The sequence below is a fragment of the Promicromonospora sukumoe 327MFSha3.1 genome (assembly GCF_000385135.1).
In the GTDB taxonomy this organism is placed as follows: Bacteria; Actinomycetota; Actinomycetes; order Actinomycetales; family Cellulomonadaceae; genus Promicromonospora; species Promicromonospora sukumoe_B.
The window spans coordinates 1317101-1334993 of the sequence record NZ_ARQM01000010.1; the positions used below are offsets into that span (position 1 = coordinate 1317101).

Sequence of the window (17893 nt, forward strand, 5' to 3'; positions counted from 1 at the left end):
CGATGGCGCTGACGTTCCAGGTGACCTTCGACGCGGCCGACCCCCGGGCGCTCGGCGACTTCTGGTGCCGGGTGCTGGGCTACGTGCGTGAGGAGCCGCCCGCGGGCTTCGCCACGTGGGAGGAGGCCCTGACGGCCTGGGGCCTGCCCGAGGAGCGCTGGAACGACAAGAACGCCGTGTGCGACCCCGACGGCACGGGCCCGCGCATCTTCATCCAGAAAGTGCCCGAGCCCAAGGCCGCGAAGAACCGCATGCACCTCGACGTCAACGTGAGCGACGGCCTGAGCGGCCCCGAGCGCATCGCGAAGGTCATGGCCGAGGCGGAGCGGGTGACCGCCCTCGGGGCGATCGTCGTCGACGAGATGACCGAGCTCGGCGAGTTCTGGATCGTGCTGCGCGACCCGGAGGGCAACGAGTTCTGCCTGCAGTGACGGCCCGAGTTCATCCTTGACCCGTTCGCTCGGCCCGGTGGACCCTGATCGCGCAGGGGTGCAGCGCACGTCCGGGCGAGCAGGGCCAGGAGGCCGAATGCGGGCACTGACGCAGGACAGGTACGGCTGGGAACACCTCAGGGTCGGCGAGGTGCCCGACCCGGAGCCCGGCCAGGGGCAGGTGCTGGTCAAGGTCCGCGCGGCCGGCGTCAACCCCTTCGACTGGCACTACGCCGCCGGCCAGCCGCTGGTCGCGCGCGCGATGATGGGCACCTTCACCGGCCCGCGCCCGCCGGTCCGCGGCGCCGACCTGTCGGGCGTCGTGGTGGCCGCCGGGCCCGGGGTCACGGCGTTCGCGCCGGGCGACGAGGTGTTCGGGTTCGGCACCGGCGGCACGTTCGCGGAGCTGGCGCTCGCGGAGGTGGGCAGCATCGCCCGCCGGCCCGTCGACCTGACGCACGTCGAGGCCGCCGCGATGCCGATGGCCGCCGTCACGGCGCTCCAGTTCCTGCGGGCCGCCGAGCTGCGGGCCGGGCAGCGCATCGCCATCACCGGCGCGGGCGGCGGGATCGGGCACTTCGCGGTGCAGATCGCCGCGGCCTGGGGCGCCGAGGTGACGGGGGTGTGCGGCCCGCGCAACGCCGCGATGGTCCGGGAGCTCGGGGCGTCCGAGGTGATCGACTACACGAAGGACGACTTCACCGCGGGGGAGCGGCGCTTCGACGTCGTCTTCACCAACGCGGGCCGGTACTCCCTGCGGGCGCTCGGCCGCGTCGTCGTGCCCGGCGGGCTGGTGCTGGCCAACGACGGCAGCCGGGAGGGACTGCTCGGCGCCATGCCGGAGCTGATGACGGCGCCCCTGGTCTCGCGGATGCGCCCGTACCGGATCCTGAACGTCTCGGCGACGACCAGCGGCGAGGACCTCGGCGTCCTGGACGGCCTCGTGGCCGACGGCGTGCTGCTGCCCATCGTCAGCGCGACCTACCCGCTGGAGCGCGCCGTCGACGCGATCCGGCAGGTCGCCGGGCACGGGCACGCGCGCGGCAAGCTGGTCCTCACGATCGGCTGACCGGCCGCCCGACCGCCCGCCTCGGCGTCGTCCGGACGGCTCTGTCCGGCCGCCGGAGAGTGCCCAAGATCACGTTCGGGAACAAACCTGGCGTCCCGTATGCTTTCCCTCCGTTGGAGGGGAGTACCTCGTAACGGTCAGGTCGTCATCACAGCTGCCAGTGACGCCAGCTCGGCCCGGCCGGCCCGTGGTGCACCGTCGCCTGGTCTCGTCCAGGCTGGTGCACGGGCGGGCGAGGAAGACCTCCGGTGCCCTGCTGTGCTCACCGGAGGCTAGATGCGATCGCGCGTTCCTCCCTGTTCCGGAAGGAAGCAATGGTCCACGAACTGCCCGTGACCTTCGAACTGATCTCCCTCGGTGCGATGGTCCTGCTGCTCGTCGCCGATCTCCTCATCGTCGGACGGCGCCCCCATGTCCCGACCATGAAGGAGAGCGCCATCTGGGTGAGCTTCTACGTGGGCCTCGCCGTCGTCTACGGCCTCGTCGTCTGGGCCGTCGGCGGCCTCACCCCGGCGGCGGAGTTCTACGCCGGGTGGCTCATGGAGTACTCCCTGAGCGTCGACAACCTCTTCGTCTTCGTCATCATCATGGCGAGGTTCGCCGTGCCGCGGGACCAGCAGCAGCAGGTGCTCATGGTGGGCATCATCATGGCGCTGGTCTTCCGGGCCGCGTTCATCCTCGCGGGCGCCGCCCTGCTCGAGCAGTTCACCTGGCTCTTCTACATCTTCGGCGCGTTCCTCCTGTACACGGCCGTGCAGCAGGCGATCCCGGAGAAGGAGGAGGAGCAGGACGACTTCAAGGAGAACGCCCTCATCCGGGTCATGCGGCGCGTGCTGCCGCTGCACCACCAGTACAACGGCTCCAGCCTGCGGACCACCGTCGACGGCCGCCGGCTCTTCACGCCGATGATCATCGTGTTCCTGGCGATCGGCTCGACGGACGTGCTGTTCGCGCTCGACTCGATCCCGGCGATCTTCGGCATCACGCGGGACCCGTTCATCGTGTTCGCCACCAACCTGTTCGCGCTGATGGGCCTGCGCCAGCTCTACTTCCTGCTGGGCGGCCTGCTCGACCGGCTGGTGTACCTGCCCTACGCGCTGTCGGCCATCCTCGGCTTCATCGGGATCAAGCTGGTCCTCGAGGCCCTGCACACCAACTCGATCTCGTGGATCAACGGCGGCGAGGGCTTCCACTGGGCGCCCGAGATCCCGATCTGGCTGTCGCTCACGGTGATCGTGGCGTCCCTGGCGATCGGCACGGTGGCCAGCCTCGCCAAGTCGGCGTACGACGCGCGCGTCGAGGCCGCCCGGCCCGCCCCGGAGCCGGAGCCGGCGTCGGAGGACGTCTCCAAGTGACGCGCTGACGCACAGCGGCAGGCCGGAGGCCGCGTCCCCAGCAGGGGGCGCGGCCTCCGGCCTGCGCGCGGTCAGCGCCCGTTCAGACCACCGTGTAGTCCACGTCGATCGAGAAGATCTCGCGGTCCCCGGACCGGATGGTCCCGGTGAACGCCTGGGGGTGCGCGTCGGGCTCGGCGGGCGCCGAGGGCTCGACGTCCACCGTGCAGGTCTCCCCGGCCGTGGCCAGGTTGTCCGCCCGCAGCCGGAACATCCCCGGCTGCCAGGAGGCGTCGGGGCCCGCCGCCGCCTCCAGCACGTGGTCGAACAGCGCGAACGCGGCGTACCCGGCCACCGACACCGGCAGCGCCGGAAAGCCGTCGAAGTGCCCGCGACACATCGCCGCCTCCACGGCGAGCTTCGCCGTGGCGCTGTGCGCGTCGGCCGCGACGTCGACCAGCGGGGCCGGCGCGGCGTACGGGTTGGCCGGCTCCGTCGCGTCGGGGGCCCGGGCCGGGCCCATCATCCGCCGGAACACCGGGACCGTCATGACCAGGTACTCCACGTCCATCTGCGCCACGAGGTTGCCCTGGGGGTCCCGGAGCTCGGTCTGGGCCTCCGCCCGGTTGCGGCCGGTCATCAGGGCGCTCGCGGTCCCGATGAGCCTGGTCGGTGAGCTCACGCGCGGGAACATCCGGCCGATGCCGCGGTGCGCGAGGTAGTAGTGCCGCTTGGTGCTGGGGTTGGTCGTGGCCGCGGCGCACAGGCCGAGGATGGCGAGGTGCCGGCCCGCCTCCGCGATCCCGACGACGGGTGCCTGTCGTCCCGTGGGGGACTGAACAGGGACGGTGGCGCTGGTCAGCCCCGGTTCCGGGCTGAGCAGGTCGCCAAGTGCGTAGTAGGGCGGCGTCACGCAGATGCGCGGGCCGATCTCACCGTAGCCAACCGTGCTGTCGACAGAGGTCATGCGGTGCCTCCCCGAACGTAACCAGCAGAGTCCGAACAGGCATCATGTGCACCAAGAAGCGCGCCACGCCATGGTTCGAACGTGACTATTAGGTAAAAACCTCTGTATGAATTGTGATGGGGTGAAGTTTTCCGACTTGTCTAGTCCGCGAAACCACCGATCACGACGTTCCACTGCTGCACGCCGCGCTCGCCGATGACGCCCGCGTGCGCGAACGGGTCCGCGTCCAGGGCGGCCAGCGCGGCCTCGGCCGACTCAGCCTCCACGACCAGCAGGGCCCGGGACCCGTCGTCGAGGGGGCCCGAGGCGCGCACGACGCCGTCCGCGTTCAGCCGCCGCAGGAAGTCCCGGTGGCTGGGCCGGACCTCGTCGCGGGTCGCCACGTCGTCGGTGTAGGTGTAGCTCACGGCGTAGGTGCTCATGGGCGCAGCCTGCCATCCGGTTCGGCGAGCCGGTTAATTCTTGATGAAGACGCTCGTCACGGACCCGCCCGCACCCCAGACTCTGAGCATGGACGCACGTGAGAACCACTTCGACCTCGTCGTGATCGGCTCCGGCCCCGGTGGCCAGAAGGCCGCGATCGGCGCCGCCAAGCTGGGCAGGCGCGTGGCGGTGGTGGAACGGCGGGACCAGGTCGGCGGCGTGAGCCTGCACACCGGGACCATCCCGTCCAAGACGCTCCGCGAGGCGGTGCTCTACCTGACGGGCCTGCAGATGCGCGACGTCTACGGCTCCAGCTACCGGCTCAAGGAGCACATCACGGTGCCCGACCTCCTCGCCCGGCTGCAGCACGTCATCGGGCGCGAGATCGAGATCGTCCGCAACCAGCTCGCCCGCAACCACGTCGAGACCGTCGTGGGCACCGCCCGGTTCACCGGGCCGCACGACATCGAGGTGGCCGACGCCGAGGGCGACGTCGTGCGGCGGCTGACCGCCGACAAGGTGGTCGTCGCGGTCGGTACCGCCCCCGCGCGCCCCGCCAACATCGCGTTCGACGGCGTCCGCGTCGTCGACTCCGACGGCATCCTCGACGTCAGCGAGGTGCCCCGGACCATGGTCGTGGTCGGCGCCGGCGTGATCGGCATCGAGTACGCCTCGCTTTTCGCCGCGCTCGGCACCCGGGTCACCGTGGTCGAGGCGCGCGACAAGATCCTCGACTTCTGCGACTCCGAGGTCGTCGAGGCGCTCAAGTTCCAGCTCCGCGACCTCTCGGTCACGTTCCGGCTGGGGGAGAAGGTCGAGTCGGTCACCGCGGGGGAGAACGGCACCGTCACCACGCTGGCCTCCGGCAAGCGGGTCCCCGCCGACTGCGTGCTCTACTCCGCCGGCCGGCAGGGCTGCACCGACGGCCTCGACCTCGCCGCCGCCGGGCTGGAGGCCGACCACCGCGGCCGGCTCCAGGTGGACAAGCAGTTCCGCACCGACGTCGAGCACATCTACGCCGTCGGCGACGTCATCGGGTTCCCGGCGCTCGCGGCGACGTCCCAGGAGCAGGGGCGGCTGGCCGCGTACCACGCGTTCGGCGAGCCGGTCTCCTCCGTGCTGGAGCTGCAGCCCATCGGCATCTACACGATCCCGGAGATCTCCTACTGCGGGGACACCGAGGACCAGCTCACCACCGCGGGCGTGCCGTACGAGGTGGGGGTGGCGCGCTACCGCGAGCTGGCGCGCGGGCAGATCGTGGGCGACTCCTACGGGATGCTCAAGCTGCTGGTCTCGACCGAGGACCGCCGCGTGCTGGGTGTGCACGTGTTCGGGACGGGCGCCACGGAGATCATCCACATCGGGCAGGCGATCATGACCACGGGCGGCACCGTGGACCACCTGGTCGACACGGTCTTCAACTACCCGACGCTGGCGGAGGCGTACAAGGTCGCCGCCCTGGACGCGACGAACAAGATGCGCGACGTGGAGCGGTTCGGGCTCTGACCCGGCCGCCGTCGGCGCGGGCCCCGGCGCGGCGCACGAGGGCGCCCGCCCACCGGGAGGTGGACGGGCGCCCTCGTGCGTGACCGGTGCGGCGGGTGCTACTTGTCGCCGGCGATCGCGGGCACCTCGGCGTCCGCGAGGGTCACGAGCGCCTGGGCGTGCACGGCGTGCTGCCAGTTGCCCAGGTCCGCGACCGTCTTGATCTTCAGCTCGGCGAGCATCTCGTCGTGCTTGGGCGTGAGGCCGAGCAGCGCCGACGGCGGCGCCGCGAGGATCGCGGCGATGCTCTGGTCCTTGTAGGCCTTGTCGACGAGCTTGTTCAGGTTCAGGCTCACGTGCCTGCCTTTCGTCCGTGCGGTCGTGGAGCGGCCGGGTTCTCACCCGGCCGAGGGAAGGATGTCGCGATCGAGGGCGGTATGCAACTTATGCCCGCATTGTCGGACTGGCTCCGATCTGTCCTCACCCGCTTTGTTACCGGGGCGGCCGAGTCTGCTCCCACCTCTTGCAGACCTGGACGTTCGTCCGGTTGACTTGCTCATCGTGGTGGTCTCGGACGTCTCGACCAGGCTGGCTGCCGCGGTCCGGGCCGCCCGTTCGGCGGTAGGCCGTGGCTCGCTCCCGGCTGCGGTCCAGGCCGTCCCGGGCGACGGCGCCCGGTGGCCGGCCGTGCTGCTCGACCCGGCCCGCGCGGTCGTCCCGTTCATGGGCCGCGAGCAGGAGCTCGACGACCTCGGCCGGTGGGCCGACACCGACGCCCCCGTCAGGCTGCGCCTCGTCGTCGCCCCCGCCGGATTCGGCAAGACGCGGCTCGCGAGCGAGTTCGGCGACCGGCTGGGCCAGGCCGGCTGGACCGTCGTCCCGGTGCCGATCGGCCGCGAGGTCGCCACGGTCCGCGCACGCCCGCAGGGTGACGTCCTGTTCGTGATCGACGACGCCGCCACCCGGCTCGGCCTGGGCGCGCTGCTCGACGTTCTCGCCCGCCCCGCCCGCGGCCGCACCCGCGTGCTCCTGCTCGCCCGCGTCGCCGGGGAGTGGCTGCGCCGGCTGCGCTGGAGCTCCACGCTGTGGGCCCGGCTCGAGCGCGGCGACGCCACGCAGACGGCCCTGGACCTGCCGCTGTCCCACGACCTGCCCGACGCCGCCGTGCTGGAGGCCGCGCTCGCCGCGTTCGCCGGGCACCTCGGCGTCCAGGACCCGGGCCCCGGCGTCGTGCCCGCCCAGGAGCCGGACCGCGGCAACCGCGTGGTCGACCTGCACGCCGCCGCTGCGCTCGCCGCCCTCGCGGGGACGGGCGTGCCGCTCCCCGCGGACCAGCCCAGCCCGGTGCGCGGGCTCCTGACGGCGGCCGCGGACTCGTGGGCCAGGTCGGCCCGGGAGGCGGGCCTGGAGCTGAGCCTGGACGAGGTCCAGGACGTCGTCGCGGCGGCCTGCCTGCTCGGGGTGGACGACGCCGCGGGCGCGCGCGACGTGCTGCGCCGGGTGGTGCCCGGCGTGCCCGCCCGCGTGGGCGCACGCTGGCTGCTGGGCCTGCCCACCGTCGTGGCGGAGCTCGGGCCGAGCCCCGCCGGGCCGGACCGGCTCGGCGACCTGCTCCTCACCGACCGGCTCGGCCGCTCGGTCTCCCTTGTCGGCTCGTGCACGTGGGGCCTGTCGCGCAGGAGCGCCCTGCGGGTGGTGCGCGTCGCCCGGCGGCTGGAGGTCGAGCTGTCCGAGGTGCCGGCCGCCACCGCGCTGGCCGGCGAGCTCCTGCGCCGGGCCACCGACTCCGCCGGGGACGACCCGCGCACGCTGCGGGCCGCGTTCCTGCTCAAGCGGCGCGCCGTGATCGACGCCTCGGTCGACGACGTGCACCGGGGCGAGCGGCTGGTCGAGGTGGCCAGGGACGCCGTCGGCCGCGCGGAGGCGCTGGTCGACCTCGGTACCGCGCTGCGGGACGTCGCGCGGGTGACGGAGTCGCTGGACGTGCTGGACGCGGGCGTCGAGGCCTGGCGGCGCATCGCCGCCGGCGACCCGGACCGCTACCGCACCGCGCTGGTCTCGGCGATCAACGCCATGGGCAGCGCGCGCTGGCGGGCCGGGCACACGCAGGCCGCGCTGGCCGCGCACCGGGAGGCCCTCGAGCTGGTCCGGGCCGCCCCCGAGCGCGACCGGTCGTGGTGCGAGGCCGAGATGGCGCGCGTGCTGATCAGCCTCAACGTGGTGCAGAACGACACGGGCACGATCCAGGAGGAGGACGACACCTTCGCCGAGCTGCTCCCGATCCTGCGCAACCTGGTCGAGCGCGACCCGCGGCAGTGGTCGGTGTTCCTGACCACCGCGTTGTCCAACCGGTCGGTGACGCTCACCGAGAGCCGGCCGCAGCAGGCGGTGCCGTTCGCGCTGGAGGCCGTCGAGCTCAGCCGCCGGATGGTGCTGGAGGCTCCGCAGCGGCACCGCAACGAGCTCGGGTTCGCGCTGACCAACCTGGCCAACGCCTACGCGGCGCTGGGCCGGGACCGGGAGGCCGTGGAGCCGCTCACCGAGGCCGCCGCCGTCCGGCGCGAGCTGGTCCGGGAGAACCCCGCCACGCACACCTGGACGCTCGCCTACACGCTCGCCTCGCTCGGCGCGGTCAAGTCGCGCCTGGGCGACCTGGACGAGGCCGTCTCGCTCGAGCGGGAGGCCGTGCTGCTGCGCCGTCGCCTCGCCCGCGAGCACCCGGCGCGGTACCGCCGGATGCTCGCGGCGTCCCTCTCCAACCTCGCGGTCACGCACTCGCGGGCCGGTGAGCCGGAGGAGGCGCTGCCGCTGGAGCAGGAGGCCGTGGCGATCCGGCGCGGCCTCGCGGAGGAGGGCCAGCCGGGCGAGGAGCACCTGGCGCACTCGCTGTCCAACCTGGGCGTGCTCTACGCCGAGCTCGGCCGGGCCGCCGACGCCGTGGCGCCCACCAAGGAGGCCGTGGAGCGGCTCCGCCGGCTCGCGGGGGAGGACCCCGGCCGCTTCGAGCCCGCCCTGGCGAACGCGCTCCTCAACCTCGGCGCGGCCCTCATCGACGCCGGCCGCCTGAAGGAGGGCGTGGAGCCGACGACGGAGGCCGTGCGCCTGCGCCGCGAGCTCGCCCGCCGCAGCCCCGACGTGCACCTGCCGGGGCTCGCGGCCGCGCTGACGAACCTCGTCTCCGTGCACCTCGACCTCGGGATGACGGACCCGGCGGCGGAGTACGCGCAGGAGGTCGTCGCGGTCCGCCGGCGGCTCGTCGACGGCTCCTACGCCCACGAGCAGGACCTCCTGCGAGCCCTGGACCTGCAGGCTCGCGTGCGCCGGACGGGCCCCGTCGAGGGCCGCGCGATCCGCTGAACGACGCGGGTGTGACGAGTCTGCCAGTGTGATCCATAGAACAGGCGTGCGAATGTCGGTGGCGCGCCCTAGGATGCCTCTGTGAGCAATCGTCTCGTCGTCTCCGGTGCCCGTGAGCACAACCTCAAGAACGTCGATCTGGACCTCCCCAGGGACCGTCTGATCGTCTTCACCGGGCTGTCGGGTTCGGGTAAGTCGTCGCTCGCGTTCGACACGATCTTCGCCGAGGGTCAGCGCCGGTACGTCGAGTCCCTGTCTGCCTACGCCCGCCAGTTCCTTGGCCAGATGGACAAGCCTGACGTCGACTTCATCGAGGGCCTGTCGCCCGCGGTGTCGATCGACCAGAAGTCGACCAACCGCAACCCGCGCTCCACGGTGGGCACCATCACCGAGGTCTACGACTACCTGCGCCTGCTGTACGCCCGCGCGGGCACACAGTTCTGCCCCGTGTGCGGGGAGAAGGTCCAGTCGCAGACGCCGCAGCAGATCGTGGACCAGATCCTGGAGCTGCCCGAGGGCACCCGCTACCAGGTCCTGGCGCCCGTCGTGCGCGGCCGCAAGGGCGAGTACGCGGACCTGTTCAAGGAGCTGCAGGCCAAGGGCTTCTCGCGCGCCCGGGTCGACGGCGAGGTCGTGCAGCTGACCGACCCGCCCACGCTGGAGAAGAAGCTCAAGCACGACATCGAGGTGGTCGTGGACCGGCTCGTGGCGCGCGAGGGCGTGCAGCGTCGGCTCACCGACTCGGTGGAGACCGCGCTCGCGCTGGCGGGCGGCCTCGTGATGATCGAGCTGGTGGACGCAGACATCGACGACACCACGCGCACCCGCAAGTTCTCCGAGAAGCGCGCGTGCCCCAACGAGCACCCGCTGGCGCTCGACGAGATCGAGCCGCGCACCTTCTCGTTCAACGCGCCCTACGGCGCGTGCCCCGAGTGCACCGGCATCGGCTTCCGCCTGGAGGTCGACCCCGACCTGATCGTGCCGGACGACGAGCAGACGCTGCGCGGCGGCGCCGTCGCCCCGTGGGCGCAGACGTCGTCGGAGTACTTCGAGCGGGTGCTCTCCGCGCTCGCCGAGGAGATGAAGTTCTCCATGGACGTGCCGTGGCGCGCGCTGCCGGCGCGGGCCCGGGAGGCGATCCTGCACGGGCGCGACCACAAGGTGCACGTCAAGTACAAGAACCGGTGGGGCCGCGAGCGGCAGTACTCGACCGGGTTCGAGGGCGCCGTGACGTTCCTGGAGCGGCGGCACCGCGAGACGGACTCCGACTGGTCCAAGGAGAAGTACGAGGCCTACATGCGTGAGGTCCCGTGCCCGACCTGCGGCGGCGCGCGGCTCAAGCCCGAGGTGCTCGCGGTCAAGGTGGACGGCCTGTCCATCGCCGACGTCTGCCGGCTCCCGGTGGGCGAGGCCGCCGAGTTCCTCAAGGGCATCGAGCTCGGCGTGCGCGAGGCGCAGATCGCCACCGAGGTGCTCAAGGAGATCCACGCGCGCCTCGGCTTCCTGCTCGACGTCGGGCTGCACTACCTGACGCTGGAGCGGCCCGCGGGCACGCTGTCCGGCGGCGAGGCGCAGCGCATCCGGCTCGCGACCCAGATCGGCTCCGGCCTGGTCGGCGTGCTGTACGTGCTGGACGAGCCGTCGATCGGCCTGCACCAGCGCGACAACCGCCGGCTCATCGACACGCTCACCCGCCTGCGGGACCTGGGCAACACGCTGATCGTGGTCGAGCACGACGAGGACACGATCCGCGCGGCCGACTGGATCGTCGACATCGGCCCGGGCGCGGGCGAGCACGGCGGTGTCGTCATCCACTCGGGCGACTACGCCGGGCTGCTGGAGCAGCAGGACTCGCTCACGGGCGCGTACCTCGCCGGACGCCGCTCGATTCCCGTGCCGGCCGAGCGCCGGCCCGTCGACTCCAAGCGGCAGGTCACGGTCGTGGGCGCGCACGAGAACAACCTGCGCGACGTCGACGTGTCGTTCCCGCTGGGCGTGCTGACCGTGGTGTCGGGCGTCTCGGGCTCGGGCAAGTCGACGCTCGTGAACTCGATCCTGTACACGGTCATGGCCAACCAGCTCAACGGCGCCCGCCGGGTGGCCGGTCGGCACAAGCGCGTGACGGGCCTGGACCAGCTCGACAAGGTGGTCCACGTGGACCAGGGGCCGATCGGCCGCACGCCGCGGTCCAACCCGGCCACCTACACCGGCGTCTGGGACCGGATCCGCAAGATCTTCGCGGAGACCGAGGAGGCCAAGGTGCGCGGCTACGGCCCCGGCCGCTTCTCGTTCAACGTCAAGGGTGGGCGCTGCGAGGCGTGCGCGGGCGACGGCACGATCAAGATCGAGATGAACTTCCTCCCCGACGTGTACGTGCCGTGCGAGGTGTGCCACGGCGCGCGGTACAACCGCGAGACGCTCGAGGTGCACTTCAAGGGCAAGACGGTCGCCGACGTGCTCGACATGCCGATCGAGGAGGCCGCGGACTTCTTCAAGGCGTTCCCGGCCATCTCGCGGCACCTGTCCACGCTGGTCGACGTCGGCCTCGGCTACGTGCGGCTCGGCCAGCCGGCGCCCACGCTGTCGGGCGGCGAGGCGCAGCGCGTCAAGCTCGCGGCGGAGCTGCAGAAGCGGTCCTCGGGCCGGTCGGCGTACGTCCTGGACGAGCCGACGACGGGCCTGCACTTCGAGGACGTCCGCCGCCTGCTCGGCGTGCTCCAGTCGCTGGCCGACAAGGGCAACACGGTCATCGTCATCGAGCACAACCTCGACGTCATCAAGAACGCCGACTGGGTCATCGACATGGGCCCGGAGGGCGGTAGCGGCGGCGGCAACGTCGTCGCGCAGGGCACGCCCGAGGTCGTCGCGGAGGTGCCGGAGAGCCACACGGGCACCTACCTCGCGGAGATCCTGGACGGCCACGCGCGGGCGGGCGAGGTGCCGGTGCTGCCCCCGACGAACGGGGCGGCCAAGCGCAAGACCGCGGCCCGGAAGACCACCCGGGCCAAGGCGGCCGCCTCGGCCTGAGACTCGCGGCGTGTCGTGCGGGGCGAAGTGATGGCCTGCGGGCCGGGCGCACCCTAGGGTGAGTCCATGAGCGGAGCCACGCATGACTACGCCGTGACGGTGCGGTGGACCGGCGCGGGGGACACGGGTACGTCCTCGTACACCGCGTACTCGCGCGACCACGAGATCGACCTGGCCCACAAGCCGCCCCTGCTGGGCTCGGCGGACCCGGCGTTCCGGGGCGACCCGGGCCGGTACAACCCCGAGGAGCTATTCGTCGTCAGCCTGAGCCAGTGCCACATGCTGTGGTTCCTGCACCTGGCGGCGGAGTCCGGCCTGATCGTGCGCGAGTACACGGACGCGGCGACCGGCACCATGCGCGTGGAGTCGCGGGGCGAGGGTGCGTTCACCGACGTGACGCTGCACCCGCGCGTCGTGGCGGACGCTGGCGAGCTCGCCACCGACGAGCACGTGGCCGCCCTGCACCACAAGGCGCACGCGATGTGCTTCATCTCGCGGTCGGTGAACTTCCCGGTGCACGTGGCGCCGGTGCCGCTCGCCGTCGGCGCGGCGTGACCGGTCCGGCGTGACCGGTCCGGCCTGACCGGTCCTGCCCGACGGGCCCCGGGGCAACGGTCCTTGGTGCCCGCGCGTCACAGGTCATGACGGGCGCCGCTGGGGTGCCCGGACGAGGAGCAGCCATGCGTACGACACGGATGTCCCGGCTGGCGGCGGCGGTGGTGGTGGGTGCCGCGCTGATCGCGACGACGGCCTGCCAGGCCGACCCGCCGCAGGAGGCGGAGACCAGCGCGCCCGCGACCCCGAGCGCGGAGCCGACCGGCCAGGCGTCGCCGTCGGGCGAGCCTTCCACGGGCGAGCCCGGGCCGGGCGGCGAGCCCACCGGCGACGGCGGGTCCGGCGGCGCGGACGCGCCCTACGAGGACGGCTACCAGCCGCCCTGGTTCGAGGGGACGGACTGGTCGTGCGGCATGCCCGCCGCGGACCTGGCGTCGACCAGTGACGACCGGGCGCTCGAGGTCGCGGGCGAGCTGACGGACACCTCCGGCGGCGAGCCGTCGCACAACGGCGACCGGTTCCTGCCCGTGACGCTGACCGGGCCCGCGGGCGCGGTGCACGTCAGCCCGCCGGCGACGGTCTGGACGCAGGGCGGCGTCGTGGTCGAGCTGCCGGCCCTGGCCGACGCCGCGCCCGTGGAGACCGCGGGCGGCGAGCGGCTCGACGCGGTGGCCGGCCTCCTGTCGCACTGCGTGCCGGGCCCCGAGACCGGGGGGATGGCGACGTACGAGACCGAGCTGCCCGAGGGCGACTACGAGGTGCGGGCCTTCGTCGAGGTCGACCCGGGAAGCAACCCGCGCCAGTTCGTGCTGAGCGACCCGGTGGACGTCTCCGTCACCGAGGACGGCATCGTCGAGCGCTGAGCCGCGCGCCCACGTTGTCAGTGGCAGCGCATAGGTTTGTGCCATGGCGGATCCAGCAACCTATCGACCCAAGCCGGGAGAGATCCCGACGTCGCCCGGTGTCTACCGGTTCCGCGACGAGCACGGCCGGGTCATCTACGTCGGCAAGGCGAAGAACCTGCGCCAGCGCCTGGCCAACTACTTCCAGGACGTCGCGCACCTGCACGAGCGCACGCAGCGGATGGTGACCACCGCGGCGTCGGTGGAGTGGACGGTGGTGGGCACCGAGGTCGAGGCGCTCGCCCTGGAGTTCACCTGGATCCAGCAGTACGACCCGCGGTTCAACGTGAAGTACCGGGACGACAAGTCCTACCCGTACCTCGCCGTCACCCTGGGTGAGGAGGTGCCGCGCGCCCAGGTGCTGCGCGGCGCCAAGCGCAAGGGCACGCGGTACTTCGGCCCGTATGGGCACGCCTGGGCCATCCGGGAGACCCTCGACCTGCTGCTGCGGGTGTTCCCGATCCGCACCTGCTCGGCCGGCGTCTACAAGCGCGCGGGCCAGTCGGGGCGGCCGTGCCTGCTCGGGTACATCGACAAGTGCTCCGCGCCGTGCGTTGGCCGCATCAGCGTCGAGGACCACCGGGCGCTCGTGCTGGACTTCTGCGACTTCATGGCGGGCGACACCGCCAAGTTCGAGCGCCGGCTGACCAAGCGCATGCAGGAGGCCGCCGCCGAGATGGAGTACGAGCAGGCCGCCCGTCTGCGCGACGACATCGAGGCCCTGCGCCGCGCCACGGAGAAGAACGCCGTGGTGCTGGGCGACGCCACCGACGCCGACGTGTTCGCGCTGGTCGGCGACGAGCTCGAGGCCGCTGTCCAGGTGTTCCACGTGCGTGGCGGCCGCATCCGTGGCCAGCGCGGCTGGGTGGTCGAGAAGGTCGAGGACATCAGCGACGGCGAGCTCGTGGAGCACCTGCTGCAGCAGGTCTACGGCTCCGCGGAGGAGACCACCGGCCCCGAGGCGCGCGACGCCGTGCCCCGCGAGGTGCTGGTGCCCGTGCTGCCGCCCGACCTGGACCAGGTCGGCGCCTGGCTCACCGGCCTGCGCGGCTCCCGCGTGGACGTGCGCGTGCCGCAGCGCGGCGACAAGAAGGAGCTCGCCGAGACGGTCCGCAAGAACGCCGAGCACGCGCTGATGCTGCACCGCACGCGCCGCGCGGGCGACCTCACGACCCGCAGCCAGGCGCTGCGTGAGATCCAGGAGGCGCTCGACCTGGACTCGGCGCCCCTGCGCATCGAGTGCTACGACATCTCGCACACCCAGGGCACCTTCCAGTCGGCGTCCATGGTGGTCTTCGAGGACGGCCTGGCCCGCAAGAGCGAGTACCGCTCGTTCAGCATCCGCGGCTCGGAGGGCGACGGCGCCCGCGACGACACCGAGGCGATGCACGAGGTCATCACGCGCCGGTTCAAGCGCTACCTCGCCGACCGGCTCAAGTCGAACGACGTCGAGATCTCCGCGGGCGAGGACCCGGCCGGTGCCGACCTGCCCGGCCCGCTGCCGGGCGGCGAGGTCGCGGCCGACGCCCCCGAGGAGAAGGCCCGGTTCGCCTACCCGCCCAGCCTCGTGGTGGTCGACGGCGGCCCGCCCCAGGTCGCCGCCGCCCAGCGGGCCCTGGACGAGCTCGGCATCACGGACGTCGCGCTGTGCGGCCTGGCCAAGCGCCTGGAGGAGGTGTGGCTGCCGGGCGAGGACTACCCCGTCATCCTGCAGCGCTCCAGCGAGGGTCTGTACCTGCTGCAGCGCGTCCGCGACGAGGCGCACCGGTTCGCGATCACGCAGCACCGCCGGCGGCGCAGCAAGGGCATGACCGCCTCCGTGCTCGACGACGTCCCCGGGCTCGGTCCGGCGCGCAAGAAGGTGCTGCTGACCCACTTCGGCTCGCTCAAGCGGCTCAAGGCCGCGAGCGTCGAGGAGATCGCCAGCGTTCGGGGGATGGGGGACAAGACCGCGGAGGCCGTCGTGGCCGCCCTGAAGGCCTGACGCTGGCATGCTTGGTGCCATGAGCAACACCGAGCCGTCGCCCACCACGGCCCCCGAGGGAATCGCCGCGGTCGAGGCCGCCACGCACACCCCCGAGCGCAGCGAGCCGCAGGTCCTGGTGATCACCGGCATGTCCGGCGCCGGCCGGTCCCGGGCCGCCGCCGTGCTGGAGGACCTCGACTGGTACGTCGTCGACAACCTGCCGCCCATGATGCTCGTGCCCCTGGTCGACCTCATGGCCAAGGGCTCCAGCATCGAGCGCGTCGCCGTGGTCGTGGACGTGCGCGGCCGGCAGTTCTTCTCGGAGCTCGACAAGGTGCTGGTGCACATGTCGGAGGCCGGGGTCGCGTACCGGATCCTGTTCCTGGACGCGACCGACGAGGTGCTGGTGCGCCGCTTCGAGCAGGTGCGCCGCCCGCACCCGCTGCAGGGTGACGGCCGGATCCTGGACGGGATCGCCGAGGAGCGCTCCGTGGTGGCCACCCTGGCCGAGCGCGCCGACCTGCGGATCGACACCTCCGACCTGTCCGTGCACGACCTCGCGCGGGAGATCCGGGCGTGGCTCGCGCACGACGCGACCGAGCAGCTGCGCATCAACGTGATCTCGTTCGGCTTCAAGTACGGCATCCCTCTGGACGCGGACCACGTGGTGGACGTACGGTTCCTGGCCAACCCGTACTGGATCACCGAGCTGCGGCACCTGACGGGGCGTGACCAGCCAGTTCGCGACTACGTGCTCGCCCGCCCGGGCGCCGTGGAGTTCGCGGACCGGTACGTCGACGCCCTGGCCCCGGTGCTCGCCGGCTATCTCAACGAGGAGAAGCGTTACGTGACCATCGCCGTGGGATGCACGGGCGGCAAGCACCGCTCCGTCGCCATGTCGGACGCCATCGCCGACCGGCTGCGCGCCCGGGGACAGCTCGTCTCCGTCTCGGCGCGTGATCTGGGCCGCGAATGATCCCGCACGCGCCGGGAGTGCCCGACGTCCCCGCCCCCGAGTGGAGCAAGAACCCGTCGGTCGTCGCCCTCGGCGGCGGCCACGGCCTGTCCGCCAGCCTGTCCGCGCTGCGCCTCATGTCGGACCGTCTCACCGCGGTGGTGACGGTGGCCGACGACGGCGGCTCGTCCGGCCGCCTGCGCGACGAGCTCGACGTGCTGCCGCCGGGCGACCTGCGGATGGCGCTCGCGGCCCTGTGCGACGACTCCGAGTGGGGCCGCACCTGGAGCGCGATGCTGCAGCACCGCTTCTCGTCGACGGGCGAGCTGGACAACCACGCCATGGGCAACCTGCTCATCGTGGCCCTGTGGGAGCTGCTCGGCGACGCGGTCGAGGGCCTGGACTGGGTGGGCCGCCTGCTCGGCGCCCGCGGCCGCGTGCTGCCGATGGCGTCGGTGCCGCTCGTCGTCGAGGCCGACGTGCGGCACGCCTCGGCGCCCGGCGAGCCGGAGGCGCCCCTGGAGACGGTGATCGGGCAGAGCAAGGTCGCCGTGACCGAGGGCCGCATCGAGCAGCTCCGGCTGCTCCCCGCCGACCCGCCGGCCTCGCCGGAGGCCGTCCAGGCCGTGCTCGACGCCGACTGGGTGGTCCTGGGCCCCGGGTCCTGGTACTCGTCCGTGCTGGTCCACCTGCTGGTGCCCGCGCTCGCGGACGCCCTGCACGTCACCAAGGCGCGGCGCTGCGTCACGCTCAACCTGTCCGCCGAGAACGGCGAGACGGAGGGCCTGACCGCCGTCGACCACCTGGAGGCGCTGCACAAGCACGCGCCCGGCCTGCGGATCGACGCCGTGCTGGCCGACCCGTCGGCCGTCGAGGACGTCGCCGCCCTGGAGGCCGCCGCCGCGTCCATGGGGGCGCGCGTGATCATGCGGCAGGTCCGCCGCGGCGACGACACCGCGCGGCACGACGGGCTGCGCCTGGCGGCGGCCTACCGTGACGTGTTCGAGGGCGTCTACGGCGACGTCTGACCCTCCGCCGGCTCCCGGGCCGCGCGCCCGCACGATCCCTCGTGCCAGTGCGCGGTCCGTCGTCGTCCCGTTCCGGAGCGCCCCGGGACGGGGCGTCGTCCGATATGCGAGACCCCTCCTGGACACCGTTGACACACCCTGCGGCCGGCCGTAACTTCCCGCACACCGAATTCCTATCAGTCCGATAGGGAATCGAAGCGGAGGGAGACCGGCATGGCACGAGCGATGAACGGCACGGTGCGGATCGCGCACGCCCGCTCGACGTGTCGCGTCCCCGGCTGTTGTCCCGCCGGCCGCTGACCGCGCCCCGGTAGCACCGGCCGGCGCCCGCGCGCCCCGCCACCCGCGCTCGCCGCGCGCCCCGCCACCCGCGCTCGCCGCGCGTCCGCCGCAC

The 17893-nt window shown here is 72.7% G+C and carries 14 protein-coding genes; 11 read left to right on the top strand and 3 right to left on the bottom strand.

Going from position 1 to position 17893, the window contains the following annotated elements; all coding sequences use genetic code 11:
* The first annotated feature begins 2 nt into the window (after positions 1–2).
* The 3 genes from H291_RS0109595 (at position 3) to H291_RS29380 (ending at position 2855) form a co-directional block, all read left to right on the top strand.
* The gene (locus tag H291_RS0109595; RefSeq protein WP_020014774.1) at positions 3–431 is read left to right on the top strand and encodes a VOC family protein; all 429 of its coding nucleotides are present in this window, start codon (positions 3–5) and stop codon (positions 429–431) included.
* A 97-nt stretch (positions 432–528) separates the two neighbouring features.
* The gene (locus tag H291_RS0109600; protein WP_020014775.1) at positions 529–1500 is read left to right on the top strand and encodes an NAD(P)-dependent alcohol dehydrogenase; all 972 of its coding nucleotides are present in this window, start codon (positions 529–531) and stop codon (positions 1498–1500) included.
* A 314-nt stretch (positions 1501–1814) separates the two neighbouring features.
* The gene (locus H291_RS29380) at positions 1815–2855 is read left to right on the top strand and encodes a TerC family protein (RefSeq protein ID WP_020014776.1); all 1041 of its coding nucleotides are present in this window, start codon (positions 1815–1817) and stop codon (positions 2853–2855) included.
* A gap of 82 nt (positions 2856–2937) precedes the next feature.
* Here the strand turns inward: H291_RS29380 and H291_RS0109610 are convergent, their stop codons facing one another.
* Both H291_RS0109610 and H291_RS0109615 read right to left on the bottom strand, forming a co-directional pair.
* Positions 2938–3801 carry a hypothetical protein gene (locus tag H291_RS0109610; RefSeq protein ID WP_020014777.1) on the bottom strand — a complete coding sequence of 288 codons (864 nt, stop codon included), beginning with the start codon at positions 3799–3801 and terminating at the stop codon, positions 2938–2940.
* Between the two features lie 140 nt (positions 3802–3941).
* Positions 3942–4223, bottom strand: a complete 282-nt coding sequence (locus tag H291_RS0109615; protein WP_020014778.1) for a YciI family protein — start codon at positions 4221–4223, stop codon at positions 3942–3944.
* An 88-nt stretch (positions 4224–4311) separates the two neighbouring features.
* Here H291_RS0109615 and sthA point away from each other — a divergent pair, with 88 nt between their 5' ends.
* Entirely contained in the window at positions 4312–5730 is a 1419-nt protein-coding gene (gene sthA / locus H291_RS0109620; protein WP_033326498.1) for a Si-specific NAD(P)(+) transhydrogenase, read from the top strand.
* Positions 5731–5828: 98 nt separating this feature from the next.
* Here the strand turns inward: sthA and H291_RS0109625 are convergent, their stop codons facing one another.
* Entirely contained in the window at positions 5829–6065 is a 237-nt protein-coding gene (locus tag H291_RS0109625) for a hypothetical protein (RefSeq protein ID WP_020014780.1), read from the bottom strand.
* A gap of 205 nt (positions 6066–6270) precedes the next feature.
* On the opposite strand from H291_RS0109625, the gene H291_RS0109630 reads away from it, so the two are divergent.
* From H291_RS0109630 to H291_RS0109660, 7 genes are all read left to right on the top strand, one after another.
* A complete protein-coding gene (locus tag H291_RS0109630; RefSeq protein ID WP_157236794.1) occupies positions 6271–9066 on the top strand; it encodes a tetratricopeptide repeat protein in 2796 nt (931 codons plus the stop codon).
* Positions 9067–9147: 81 nt separating this feature from the next.
* Positions 9148–12093: an excinuclease ABC subunit UvrA gene (gene uvrA, locus H291_RS0109635; protein WP_020014782.1), complete on the top strand. Its 2946-nt coding sequence runs from the start codon at positions 9148–9150 to the stop codon at positions 12091–12093.
* 66 nt (positions 12094–12159) lie between these two features.
* On the top strand, positions 12160–12648 hold the full coding sequence (locus tag H291_RS0109640; RefSeq protein WP_026365586.1) for an OsmC family protein: 489 nt from the start codon (positions 12160–12162) through the stop codon (positions 12646–12648).
* 125 nt (positions 12649–12773) lie between these two features.
* Positions 12774–13511 carry a hypothetical protein gene (locus tag H291_RS0109645; protein ID WP_157236795.1) on the top strand — a complete coding sequence of 246 codons (738 nt, stop codon included), beginning with the start codon at positions 12774–12776 and terminating at the stop codon, positions 13509–13511.
* A gap of 43 nt (positions 13512–13554) precedes the next feature.
* A complete protein-coding gene (uvrC, locus tag H291_RS0109650) occupies positions 13555–15534 on the top strand; it encodes an excinuclease ABC subunit UvrC (RefSeq protein WP_020014785.1) in 1980 nt (659 codons plus the stop codon).
* Positions 15535–15553: 19 nt separating this feature from the next.
* On the top strand, positions 15554–16492 hold the full coding sequence (gene rapZ, locus H291_RS0109655) for an RNase adapter RapZ (protein WP_020014786.1): 939 nt from the start codon (positions 15554–15556) through the stop codon (positions 16490–16492).
* Positions 16489–17499, top strand: coding sequence for a gluconeogenesis factor YvcK family protein (locus H291_RS0109660; protein ID WP_051109403.1), 1011 nt, complete (start codon positions 16489–16491; stop codon positions 17497–17499). Before rapZ ends, H291_RS0109660 begins: the two co-directional genes overlap by 4 nt.
* Positions 17500–17893: the final 394 nt, after the last annotated feature.

Bases quoted from the DNA above. Each gene is read 5' to 3' on its own strand.
- H291_RS0109595 (WP_020014774.1), top strand. From the start codon at position 3: ATGGCGCTGACGTTCCAGGTGACCTTCGACGCGGCCGACCCCCGGGCG.
- H291_RS0109600 (WP_020014775.1), top strand. From the start codon at position 529: ATGCGGGCACTGACGCAGGACAGGTACGGCTGGGAACACCTCAGGGTC.
- H291_RS29380 (WP_020014776.1), top strand. From the start codon at position 1,815: ATGGTCCACGAACTGCCCGTGACCTTCGAACTGATCTCCCTCGGTGCG.
- H291_RS0109610 (WP_020014777.1), bottom strand. From the start codon at position 3,801: ATGACCTCTGTCGACAGCACGGTTGGCTACGGTGAGATCGGCCCGCGC.
- H291_RS0109615 (WP_020014778.1), bottom strand. From the start codon at position 4,223: ATGAGCACCTACGCCGTGAGCTACACCTACACCGACGACGTGGCGACC.
- sthA (WP_033326498.1), top strand. From the start codon at position 4,312: ATGGACGCACGTGAGAACCACTTCGACCTCGTCGTGATCGGCTCCGGC.
- H291_RS0109640 (WP_026365586.1), top strand. From the start codon at position 12,160: ATGAGCGGAGCCACGCATGACTACGCCGTGACGGTGCGGTGGACCGGC.
- H291_RS0109645 (WP_157236795.1), top strand. From the start codon at position 12,774: ATGCGTACGACACGGATGTCCCGGCTGGCGGCGGCGGTGGTGGTGGGT.
- uvrC (WP_020014785.1), top strand. From the start codon at position 13,555: ATGGCGGATCCAGCAACCTATCGACCCAAGCCGGGAGAGATCCCGACG.
- rapZ (WP_020014786.1), top strand. From the start codon at position 15,554: ATGAGCAACACCGAGCCGTCGCCCACCACGGCCCCCGAGGGAATCGCC.
- H291_RS0109660 (WP_051109403.1), top strand. From the start codon at position 16,489: ATGATCCCGCACGCGCCGGGAGTGCCCGACGTCCCCGCCCCCGAGTGG.